This window comes from Algibacter sp. L1A34, from assembly GCF_009796805.1.
In the GTDB taxonomy this organism is placed as follows: domain Bacteria; phylum Bacteroidota; class Bacteroidia; order Flavobacteriales; family Flavobacteriaceae; genus Algibacter.
The window spans coordinates 2,929,454-2,942,114 of sequence record NZ_CP047029.1; the positions used below are offsets into that span (position 1 = coordinate 2,929,454).

Annotated in this window: 8 protein-coding genes; 7 read left to right on the top strand and 1 reads right to left on the bottom strand. The window is 32.0% G+C overall.

What is annotated here, in order from left to right; genetic code table 11:
- The first annotated feature begins 28 nt into the window (after positions 1-28).
- The 6 genes from GQR97_RS12400 (at position 29) to guaB (ending at position 9,472) form a co-directional block, all read left to right on the top strand.
- Complete coding sequence (locus GQR97_RS12400) at positions 29-1,147, top strand: imelysin family protein (RefSeq protein ID WP_158848818.1); 1,119 nt, start codon at positions 29-31, stop codon at positions 1,145-1,147.
- An 86-nt stretch (positions 1,148-1,233) separates the two neighbouring features.
- On the top strand, positions 1,234-2,616 hold the full coding sequence (locus GQR97_RS12405; RefSeq protein ID WP_158848826.1) for an HTTM domain-containing protein: 1,383 nt from the start codon (positions 1,234-1,236) through the stop codon (positions 2,614-2,616).
- The gene (locus GQR97_RS12410; protein ID WP_158848828.1) at positions 2,597-5,020 is read left to right on the top strand and encodes a TonB-dependent receptor domain-containing protein; all 2,424 of its coding nucleotides are present in this window, start codon (positions 2,597-2,599) and stop codon (positions 5,018-5,020) included. The genes GQR97_RS12405 and GQR97_RS12410 overlap by 20 nt, the downstream gene beginning before the upstream one ends.
- A gap of 75 nt (positions 5,021-5,095) precedes the next feature.
- Complete coding sequence (locus GQR97_RS12415; protein WP_158848830.1) at positions 5,096-6,376, top strand: carboxypeptidase-like regulatory domain-containing protein; 1,281 nt, start codon at positions 5,096-5,098, stop codon at positions 6,374-6,376.
- Positions 6,333-7,859, top strand: coding sequence for an outer membrane beta-barrel protein (locus GQR97_RS12420; protein WP_158848832.1), 1,527 nt, complete (start codon positions 6,333-6,335; stop codon positions 7,857-7,859). Before GQR97_RS12415 ends, GQR97_RS12420 begins: the two co-directional genes overlap by 44 nt.
- Before the next feature lie 140 nt (positions 7,860-7,999).
- Entirely contained in the window at positions 8,000-9,472 is a 1,473-nt protein-coding gene (gene guaB / locus GQR97_RS12425; RefSeq protein WP_158851793.1) for an IMP dehydrogenase, read from the top strand.
- Positions 9,473-10,234: 762 nt separating this feature from the next.
- On the opposite strand, the gene GQR97_RS12430 is transcribed toward guaB, so the two are convergent.
- On the bottom strand, positions 10,235-10,666 hold the full coding sequence (locus GQR97_RS12430; RefSeq protein ID WP_158848834.1) for a hypothetical protein: 432 nt from the start codon (positions 10,664-10,666) through the stop codon (positions 10,235-10,237).
- A gap of 684 nt (positions 10,667-11,350) precedes the next feature.
- On the opposite strand from GQR97_RS12430, the gene GQR97_RS12435 reads away from it, so the two are divergent.
- A complete protein-coding gene (locus GQR97_RS12435; protein WP_158848836.1) occupies positions 11,351-12,658 on the top strand; it encodes a CoF synthetase in 1,308 nt (435 codons plus the stop codon).
- Positions 12,659-12,661 lie beyond the last annotated feature (3 nt).

Genomic DNA, 12,661 nt, shown 5'->3' on the forward strand with positions numbered 1-12,661 from the left:
CCCTTTTAGAATTAAAACAATATGTAGTATGATTAAAAAGATTTTTTTAGCAGTAATAGCCTTAATATTTATCGTGGCATGTAGTTCATCATCATCAGATGATAGTCCATCGGTAAGTCCCGATAATTTTGATAGAGGCGCCTTATTGACCAATTTGGCAGATAATATTATTATTCCTGCGTATCAAGATTTATCTACTAAATTAGAAACTTTAACGGCAGATAAAGATGCTTTCGTAGCTGATGCAAATCAAACTAATTTAGATAACTTAAGAGCATCTTGGTTAGAAGCTTATAAAGTTTGGCAACATGTTGAAATGTTCAATATTGGTAAAGCTGAAGAGTTAACCTATAGTTTTCAAATGAACATCTATCCGGTTTCTACAACAGATGTTGAAGCTAATATTTCTGCTGGAAATGCCGATTTAACGCACGTTAATAATAACGATGCCGTTGGTTTCCCTGCTGTAGATTATATGCTTTACGGTGTTGCAGATAGTGATGCTGCTATTTTAACTAAATATGAAGATGATAAGTATAAAGCTTATTTATCAGATTTAGTAAACCAAATGGAAAGCTTAACCGAAACAGTTTTAACAGATTGGACTTCTAGCTACCGTGCAACTTTTGTTAGCTCGACTTCCAATACAGTAACGAGTTCTTTAAATAAGTTTGTAAATGATTATGTAAATTATTATGAAAGTGGTTTACGCTCAAGAAAAATTGGTATTCCTGCCGGAATATTTTCAGGAGGTAATTTGTTCCCAGATAAAGTAGAAGGATATTACAGTCAAGAATTTTCTATGGTTTTGGCTTTAGAAGCTCTTAAAGCAGTTCAAGATACTTTCAACGGAACAGGTTATAATAACTCAACTTCCGATAATAGTTTAAAATCTTATTTAGATTATCTAAATGTAGATGAGGATGGAGATGATCTGGGTTCTTTAATAAATAGTCAATTAGATTTATCTCGTAGTAAAATTAAAGTTTTAGACGATAGTTTTTCTGATCAAATTGAAACTGATAATACAAAAATGACTTTAGCTTACGATGATTTACAAAGAGCGGTTGTTCTATTTAAAGTTGATATGATGGGAGCTTTACAAATAGGTCTCGATGCTGGTTATATAGATAACGACGGCGATTAAAAACATATAAACATTACTAAAAAGGTTGTCTATTAAAAAAGACAACCTTTTTTGCGTATCACTAAATTCAAAAGGCATACTTTTTAATGAAATTGAACATAAGCACATATCTAAATAAAACTACAAGCGCAGCCCCATTGGCTGTGTTTCGTGTTTTCTTTGGTATCATGATGTGCTTAAGTATTGTGCGGTTTTGGTATAACGATTGGATCGATTTACTGTATATACAACCCAAGTTTCACTTTACGTATTTCGGATTTGAATTTATAAAACCACTAGGCGTTTATACCTATGTATTGTTTGCAATTTGCGGTATCGCAGCCATTTTTGTGGCTTTGGGTTTTAAATATAGGATAGCCATTATTACATTCTTTTTAAGCTTTACTTACATTGAATTAATGGATAAAACCACGTATTTAAATCATTACTATTTTATTACTTTATTGAGTTTTATAATGATTTTTCTTCCTGCTAATGCGCATTTTTCTGTAGATAATATATTCCGAAGAAAAACATATCAAAGCATACCAAATTGGACTATTGATAGCATAAAACTTCTATTAGGTATTGTTTATTTTTATGCAGGTTTGGCAAAGCTTAATAGCGATTGGTTATTTAAAGCCATGCCTTTAAAAATTTGGTTGCCTTCAAAACACGATTTACCGCTTATTGGCGAAAACCTCATGCAGCAAAATTGGTTTCATTTCGCGATGAGCTGGAGTGGTATGCTTTACGATTTATGTATTCCGTTTTTATTATTGTACAAAAAAACACGCTGGTTTGCCTTTATTTTAGTGGTTGTTTTTCATGTGTTTACTCGGGTTTTATTTCCTATTGGTATGTTTCCATTTATTATGATTGTTTCAACTTTAATATTTTTCGATGCTAGTTTTCATCAGAATATTATAAGGCTTTTAAAACGCCTATTAAATGTGTTATCTCTGTGGAAGCCGTCATTGCAAGCAAGCAAATTAAATGTTTATTCCCAGTTTCAACTTAAAAGTAAATCACTCATTATTCTATTATTTGTGCTGTTTTTCAGTATTCAATTGGTGTTTCCTTTTCGTTATTTAGTATACCCAAACGAGTTGTTTTGGACCGAAGAAGGGTATCGTTTTTCATGGCGCGTTATGCTTATGGAAAAAATGGGTATTGCAACGTTTAAGATTGTAGATGCCGATACAGGACGCTTTTTTTACGTAAACAATAAAGATTTTTTAACCCCTTTTCAGGAAAAACAAATGAGTTTTCAACCGGATTTTATTCTGGAATACGCACATTATTTAGGCGATCACTTTACAGAGCAAGGACACAAAAATGTTCAGGTTTTTGTTGAAAGCTACGTCGCATTAAACGGCAGATTAAGTGCTCCATATATCAATAAAACCGTAGATTTGTACGCGGAAAAAGAATCATTTAAACCAAAACATTGGATTTTACCATTTAAGGATGACATTAAAGGACTTTAAAATTATACTAGCACTTTTAATTAGTGCGTTAGGTTTTGCACAGCACAACGTTTCAGGAATGGTTACTTTTTCAAAAACAAATACACCAGTGGCCGATGTAAAAGTTTACGATAAAACATCGGGAGTTCTTGCAACTACTGATAATTCTGGGTTTTTCAAGTTTGAAACTGCTAAAAAAGAATTAACCTTGGTGTTTTTCTCTTTTGAATATGCAGTGGAAGAAGTTACCATTCAAACCGAAAACGCTTCAATCTTAAATATTACTTTAAAAGATTTAACTCAGAATTTATCTGAAGTTGAAATTACAGCACGTAAGCAACGCATTTTCGAATTAAAACGTTTAAATGATGTTGAGGGTACTGCTATCTATGCCGGTAAAAAAACGGAAGTGGTATTGGTAGAGCAGTCTATGGCGAATTTAGCATCTAATAATGCTAGACAAATTTATAGTCAAGTAGCAGGTTTAAATATTTACCAGAATGACGATGCTGGATTGCAGTTAAATATTGGTGGTCGTGGTTTAGACCCAAATCGTACAGCTAACTTTAATACTAGACAAAATGGTTACGATATCAGTGCTGATGTTTTAGGATATCCAGAAAGTTATTACACACCAGCTTCGGAGGGTTTATCAGAAATTCAGGTGATTCGCGGTGCAGCTTCATTACAATATGGAACGCAGTTTGGAGGCTTAATTAATTTTAAAATGAAAGAACCAAACCCCAATAAACCACTAGAAGTGATTACTAGAAATACTTTGGGGAGTTATGGGTTGTACACCAATTTTACAAGTGTTAGCGGTACCAAAAACAAATGGAGTTATTACAGTTATTTCAACTATAAAAAAGGAGATGGTTTTCGTCCAAATTCTGAGTTTGAATCTAAAAATGTATTCGCACATTTAGGGTATCAATTTAACGAAAAAACCAAGTTAACAGGCGAGATAACCTACATGCGCTATTTAGCCCAACAAGCTGGCGGATTAACGGATGCTATGTTTAATGAAGATCCGTACCAAAGTAACCGCGCTCGAAACTGGTTTCAGGTAGATTGGTTACTTTATAATTTAAAATTAGACCATAAATTTTCTGATAAAACAAATTTTACATTTAACTTTTTTGGATTGAATGCTTCTCGTGATGCTTTAGGTTTTAGAACCAACCGAGTGAGTCAAGTAGATTCTAACCAAGAACGCGATTTAATTAAAGGTGATTTTAAAAACTTTGGTTTCGAGTCGCGTTTGCTTACCAAATACAAAGCGTTTAATAAAGATGCTACATTTTTAATTGGTTCTAAATTTTACAAAGCCGATAACTATCAAGAACAAGGTCCGGCTAGTGATGGTATTGGTCCAGATTTTGATTTTGCCAACGACGATTATCCTAATTATCCAAACCAATCTCAATTCGATTTACCTAACTTAAATGTTTCTGTTTTTGGTGAAAATATTTTTTATCTAACAGATAAGTTTTCGGTAACACCAGGTTTTAGGTTTGAATATATAAAAACCCAAAGTGAAGGATTTTATAAAAACATAAATACCGATGCTGCTGGGAATGTTATTTTTGAAGAAACGGTTGAAGATAACCAAAACTTTGAGCGTTCGTTTATTTTATTAGGTTTAGGGCTAAGTTATAAGCCTAATACAAACTTTGAAGCTTATGGAAATGTATCCCAAAATTATCGTTCGGTGACATTTTCTGATATAAATATTGATAATCCTGCGTTTTTAATTAGTCCAGATATTACCGACGAAGAAGGGTTTACAACCGATTTAGGTATTCGTGGAAATTTCAATAATATAGTGTCTTACGATTTGGGTGTTTTTGGACTGTTCTATAAAAAACGAATAGGTTTTGTTACAATAGTCGATACCGATGGAAGTATTAAAAACGAACGTGGAAATATTGGAGATGCTGTAATGTATGGAGTAGAATCTTTATTCGATTTTAATTTGAAGAAAATTTTCAACTTAAATAATAATGTTAAGCTTAATTATTTTATAAATACATCGGTTATTAATTCTGAATATACCAATTCTGAAAAAGCAGGTGTTAAAGGAAATAAAGTAGAGTTTGTTCCCGATTTAAACTTAAAAATGGGACTTAACGGTGGTTATAAAAACCTATTGGCTAATATTCAATATAGTTATTTAGGAAGCCAGTTTACCGATGCTACAAACTCTGTAACAGCTAGTGAAAGCGGTGTTGTAGGTGAAATTCCTGAGTACGATATTTTAGATGTATCGCTTTCTTACAGCTATAAAAATTTCAAACTAGAAACAGGCATTAATAATGTTTTAGATAACGCATATTTTACGCGCAGAGCTACTGGTTATCCAGGACCTGGAATTATTCCTTCATCACCAAGAAATTGGTATACCACATTACAGATTAAATTTTAACATTTTTTTATAATTTGAGGACTAAACCTTCGAATATTGAGTAAGTCTAAGTTTCACACTAATAAACCAATCAGTTTGAAACATTCATTTCTATTACTTTTTTTAGCTTGTAGTACCTCGCTATTTGCTCAACGTTTTACTTTAGAAGGCCAAGTAAAAGATCCAGACGCCATAACTTTAGAGGGCGCCACAGTTTATGTACAAAGCCTTAAAGACAGTATTACCATGGCTTATGGTATTACTAATAAAACAGGGCAATTCTCAATAAATATTAATGCGGAAGAAGAAACAAAACTTTTATTTAATGTTGCTTATTTGGGTTACCAACCGTATTCTAAAGATATTGATGTGCCTACGGAAAATAAATTTGATATGGGCACCGTTACCTTATCCGATCAAATAGAACAATTAAATGTTATTTCTATTATAGGTAAAGCACCACCAATTGTTATTAAAAAAGATACTATTGAATATAATGCCGATAGTTTTAAAACATTGGCTAATGATCGTGCTGAAGATTTACTAAAAAAACTGCCAGGCGTAGAGTTTGATATAGACGGAAATATTACTGTAAACGGTGTGGCTGTAGAAGCTATTAACGTAGATGGTATGGAGTTTTTTGGTGAAAAAATGGGCGATATTGCTCTTAAAAATTTACCAAGTAACGTAATTAGTAAAGTTCAGGTTACCGATTATAAAACCAATTTACAAAAGTTTACAGGTGAAGAGTCCGACTCGGGAACAAAAGAGATCAACATTAAAATTAAAAAAGGTAAGAATACAGCCTTTTTTGGCGATTTAAATGGAGGAGTAGGGACCGATGATAAGTATCAAGCTAATGCTAATTTGTTTCAAATGATAGATGGTAAACAAATTGGGTTTATCTCCGGAACCAATAATATAAATATGCGTCGTGGTTTTACCGCCTTACCCGATGCCAAATCGAGTACCGGTTATGTCGAATCCGATTTTATAGGCGCTAATTATTCAAAAGGAAAATGGGACGAAACACGCGTTAATGCAAATTATAAATACAGCGCAAGTAATGTAGATAATAGCAGTTTCCGTTTTCGAGATTACTTTTTACCAAACTTAAATTACACGACAGAAACGGTAAGTAACAGCACTACAGATAGTGACAACCATAGTGGCGATTTGGACTTAAAATTTATAATTCCTTCAAAAAACAACAAATCGTCTAATAAAATACAACTCTCTAACGATCTTAAATTTAATCGTGATACCAGCGATTCTTTTTCACAATCTACAACAGAGTCAAATTCTAAAGATGGAAGTGCTATAAGTGATTATAATGCTAATAGTGAATCTTCTTCCTTCAGTAGGGAACAGCATTGATAATGAAATAAGTGCTATTGTAAGAACGGGAAAAGGGCGCGATTTTTTCAATTTTAAATTAAGTACAGATTTTGATAATTCGGATACGGATTCTAAAAATTATTCTGAGAATATATTGTTTCAAAAGGGGACTACGCAAATTCAAGATCAGATTCGAAGTACTGAAAATACAACTTCAAATATTAATTTTAATGGATATTGGTTTAAAGAATTGTTTACTAATTTCAGAATTATACCAAAGTATAGTGCTACTATTTACCATAATAAAAATGAGAAAAACGTTTTTGATTTTAATGAAACCGATAACGATTATACAGATTTTAATGCGCAACAAAGTTTTGATAGTAAATACGTAACTACAACGCTAAAGCCTGCATTAAGATTTAGATATGAGTATAAAGATTTTAGATTTGAAGTAGAAGGAGCGTATACCAATACCTTTAGAAAATATACTGATGAGCTAATTGCTGAAAGAAATTTTAATGCAGAATTCGATTACATAACCTATTCTAGTAGAGTTCGTTATCGAGATGAAAAAGGCTATAAAAATATATCTTTAAATTATAATCAAAATGTAGATTTGCCTTCATCAACACAATTACAACCTGTTGCCGATGTGAGTAACCAAACGCATATTTATACTGGTAATCCAGATTTAGAACCAGGTTTAAGTCATAATTTAAGATTCCGTTATCAAAACAATATTGCTTTTAATAACATTACTATTAATGCTGAAACGAAAGCAGTGTTTGTGGAAGATAAAATTATTAACTCGACCATTACAGATGCCGATTTAATTAAGTACACCACTTATGATAACATAAATGGCGATTATTCACTTAGTGGTAATGCCTCTATTTCTAAATCGTATTTCAGTCAAAACACAAATATTAATATGAGTGCTAAGTTTGCGGCATCATACGATAACAATATTTCTATTCAAAATGGGGTTAAATTTTCAGGTAAAAATACAGTTTATAAGCCTTCTGTAGGTTTTAAATATTCTTACAATAATAAATTCGATTTCGGAATTAATTACAGCTACTCTGTAAATGAAACTTTATATGATACGGACGCTTTTAACGATAACGAATATTTTGTTCAAAATTTAAAATTCGACAGCTCTATTTTCTTTTTAAAGAATGTATTCTTCTCTAATAAAGTTGCCTATACTTATAATAGTAGAGTAGGAGACGAATTTGATGGTGATGCTGTATTTTGGAATGCAGGATTGGGTGTGCAACTTTGGGATAATAAGGGAACATTAACCTTGGTAGGGTATGATATTTTGGGGAAAAATAATGGCTATCGTCGTTCGGTTACAGAAACCTACATTCAAGATATAGAAAATAAAATTTTAGAACAATATTTTATGGTAACCTTTTCGTATAAGTTTGGTAGAATTGCGGGACAAAACATGAATGTTAGACCTAGTCGTAGCGGTGGTGGTGGACGTACCGGAGGCGGCGGACGAGGTCGATAAAACAGCCAGTTTTTAGTTTTTGTTTTACAATACGTGCTAAATGTTAATAATTAGATTTATTAAGGATTTCATTTTAATAAATCTAATTTAAACCGAATAAAATGCTTAGATTTGCACGCAATTATAACAGTAATTGCGACATGACTGCACACGAAAATAAAATAGTAGGAGAAGGGCTTACTTACGACGACGTCCTTTTAGTTCCGGCTTTCTCTGAAGTACTTCCAAGAGAGGTAAATATTCAAACAAAATTCACTCGAAACATAACCATTAACGTGCCAATAATTTCGGCAGCAATGGATACCGTTACCGAAAGTAAAATGGCAATTGCTATGGCTCAAGAAGGAGGTATTGGTGTGTTGCACAAAAACATGACTATAGAGGCACAAGCCTTAAAAGTACGTCGTGTAAAACGTGCAGAAAGTGGAATGATTATCGATCCAGTAACTTTACCCTTAACAGCAAAAGTTAGCGATGCCAAACAATACATGTCAGAATATGGTATTGGTGGTATTCCAATTGTTGCAGAAGATGGTACCTTAAAAGGTATTGTAACTAATCGTGATTTACGTTTTGAGCACGAAAATAAAAGAGCTATAACCGAGGTAATGACTAAGGAAAACTTAGTAACTGCTGCTGTTGGAACTTCTTTACAAGATGCCGAAGCTATTCTACAAGAACATAAAATTGAAAAACTTCTAATTGTTGACGATAACTTTAAATTATCGGGATTAATCACTTTTAGAGATATAACAAAACTGAGCCAAAAACCAAATGCAAATAAAGATCAATACGGTCGTTTACGTGTTGCTGCGGCAATTGGTGTTACTGCCGATGCCGTTCAAAGAGCCGAAGCACTTGTTAATGCAGGTGTTGATGCTGTAGTTATTGATACGGCACACGGGCATACAAAAGGTGTCGTTTTGGTATTAAAAGAAATTAAAGCAAAATTTCCAGCACTAGATGTTATTGTAGGTAATATTGCCACTGGCGCAGCCGCTAAATATTTAGTAGAAGCAGGAGCCGATGCCGTAAAAGTTGGTATTGGTCCGGGATCCATTTGTACTACACGCGTAGTTGCAGGTGTTGGGTTTCCACAATTCTCTGCAGTATTAGAAGTTGCAGCAGCTATTAAAGGTAGTGGTGTTCCAGTAATTGCTGATGGTGGAATTCGCTACACAGGCGATATACCAAAAGCCATTGCAGCAGGAGCCGATACCGTAATGTTAGGTTCGCTTTTAGCAGGAACCAAAGAATCTCCTGGAGAAACCATTATATACGAAGGACGTAAGTTTAAGTCTTACCGTGGTATGGGATCTGTAGAGGCTATGAAAGAAGGTAGTAAAGATCGCTACTTTCAAGATGTGGAAGATGATATTAAAAAGCTTGTACCAGAAGGTATTGTTGGGCGTGTACCATACAAAGGCGATTTATTCGAAAGCATTCACCAATTTATCGGTGGTTTACGTGCCGGAATGGGATACTGTGGAGCCAAAGATGTAGAAACATTAAAAGAAACTGGACAGTTCGTAAAAATCACTGCAAGTGGAATTAACGAAAGTCATCCGCATGATGTAACCATTACCAAAGAATCTCCAAACTATTCAAGGTAGTTAGTTTGTAACTCATATAATATGAAAGTTCAACTGAAAGGTTGGACTTTTTTTGTGTCATTTATTTTGGGCGTTACCCGAAAAGGGTCGGGCTTTCCGCTATATCTTTTTTTGGTGGGCTTGTTTAAACAATTTATACTCAAAAAATTAAGGCTTGTTTTCTTTATAATTTTTTGGCCAGAAATAAAAAAGGATGTCGCATCAATCCCTAACGCGGGCAGGTTTGTGAGGTGATTTTTTTAGGAGGAATCATTCGAAACGTCAGCTATTATTCTTATAAGTTGTTCGTATTTCGTTTCTACTATTTCAGATTATTTCAATTTAAATCAAGATATTCCATAATAGAGTTAGCGTAGATTTCAGGAATTATTTTTTAACAAATTTTTAAAATACTTTAGAGCTCGACTGGTTTTATTGGGTAAAATATGTTTTAGTATATTTTACCAAAAATTATCGATAGTAATCGCAAAGGCAAGATGTAAAATAAGAGTTGTAAATATTCCGAAGAGTATATATTATGGAATAAAAAAGTGATCACCACAACAAAAGAATAAATTAAAGCACCATAAATTAATTTTAACCAAAAAAAAAGTTTTAATTCTCGTAAGTTGCAATCTTATATTAAAGAAGTCAAACATACTGTTCTATTACTATTGCTGGTGCGCGCTAAGTTTTAGCGATAGGTAGAAGTCATTATTTTTATCGACTTCTACCTATCACAAAACAAAACAGTAAATGTTTTAAGAATTGTTGGTGAAGGTTTTAGTTTCTTGTCATGTTCGACCAAGAAAATCCTCCGCAGCCATTCTCTAAATCACTTGAATCTGAAGGTTCTTCCGTGCTTTCAATTTCCAATTGAGATTCAGCATCATAAAATGATTGACAATAATTAAAAGTATCTGCTGTTATATTTGTGAATACAAATTTGCTATATAAATTTGGGTTATAAGCATCATCGGCATCGTTTTGACAAATCACATAATTATCACCTACAGCCACGATAGTATAAGTACTATAAGGCGATTCTATAGTTTCATTAGTAAAGATATAAACTTCGTCATAATTAGATGTCCAAGTTCCTGATATTTCACTAATTAAGTCACTATTATCTCCATTATCATCATCCGAGTCACAAGAGGTTACTAGTGAGAAACTCAATAGCATTGTTAAATAAATTAATTTTTTTAGTTTCATTTTTTTTGTAATATTAAATTGATTTATAGTTATTTAAATATGTAATGGGCCAAGTTATCAATTTTATATAATATAGACAAGAAGTACTTTTATTTCATTTACTTGATACGTATTCAGAGATAAAATATATATTGGTTTTCTTTAAAAAAAAAGGAGGGAATTGAAGTACCTATTTTGCAATCCCATAAATTAATATTATCAATAAATTTTTTTTATCTTTTATCAAGAGTTTTTATATTAAAATATTCTATAGCCATAATTTGTAATAAACTTGAAATAAGAGTTTTGTATAGAGAAATCTACTGTTTTCTTTATTGAGTCAATATCAGTGAAAATGCTTTATCTAATAATGTTAAAGTTAGAATACGTCTTTTTAAATTCCCACTAATTTTGGGGTATAAAATTGCTTTAATATTTTATATCGTGGATTAAATGTTTTTTTATTTTCATAGGTGTAATTAATTATTGGTTTTGGAGACTAAAGTAACATTGTTTCAATTTTTTGTATCGTAGGTTAAATAAACTTATTTAATATTTTAAGAGTGACAAACATGCTTTTTATTATAATAAAAGCTTGAGATAGAGGTGTAATTAGGAATATTATATTTTAGTTTTTTATTCGATATAATGTTTAGTTAACAGGTAGTTATATTAAGAGAGTTAATCTAATTAACCATAAAATTTATGAACATACTAAATAAGCTTAGAAATGTTGCTTTTTGGACAATAGATTCAATGAAAGGTGGTAGTGTAAAAAAAGATTTTAAAGACCTTGAGCAAATATTTAGTAATTCCTCTTTTTCATCATTACAAAAACATCAAGAACCTATCTTAGATAAATTGTTGCAAATGGCCGTATATAACTCTGATTATTACTCGAGTTATAAAAACTTTAAAAGTCTAAAAGATTTTCCTGTGGTTAATAAATTAATTATAAAAGATAATTTTAATAAAATGACCTTTTATGATGAAGATAAAGCGTTTATACCTGTTAAAACTAGTGGGTCTACTGGAGCTCCATTTAAAATTTATCAAACTAAAAGAAAAAAAATAAGAAATACTGCAGATACCCTATATTTTGCAAAACTAGCAGGTTTTACGCTTGGTGAAAAACTATTATACTTAAGGCTATGGGCAGCATATTATAAAAAATCAAAAATTATATCATGGTTTCAAAACACAGAGCAATTAGATGTTAGTGACTTAAATGATATCTATACAAAAACCTTACTTGATAGGTTACAAAAGGATAAATCTGTTAAAGGGTGGATTGGGTATCCGTCTGGTTTTGATGTTATTTGTAATTATCTTGATAGAGTTAATGCCAAACCGTTAGAATGTAATATTAAATCTATTATTGCTATTGCGGAAGGGCTTAGTCCTGAAATAAAATCTAAAATGGAATATTATTTTAAGGCACCAACCGTATCTAGATATTCTAACGTTGAAAATGGAATTATAGCACAGCAAATGCCAGATGATGATTGTTTTAGAATAAATTGGGGAAGTTATATTGTCGAAATTTTAGATTTAGAAAAAGATATTCCCGTTAAAGATGGAGAAATTGGCCGTATTATAGTTACAGATCTCTATAATTTAGCAACACCAATGATTCGTTATGATACTGGTGATATTGGTGCCTTTGAGAATAATACAAATACTCCAAATAGCATTCCGAAACTAAAGAGTATTCAAGGTAGAAAAATGGACGCTTTATACAAAACAAATGGAGATATGCTAAATCCTTTTACCATGCACGCCTATGTTTACGATTTTCCTGAAATAAAACAATTACAATTTATACAGCACGAGGAGAAAAAATATGAAATAAAAGTTAATACCGATGTAAAGTTTGTAAACGAAGCGGCATTAACAGATAAGTTTAGGAACGATATAGGAAAAGATGCACTTATTGAAATAAGTTATGTAAATGAAATTCCTAGCCTTAAATCTGGAAAAAGAAAAATATCAATCAATCTGTGTAAAAAATAATAA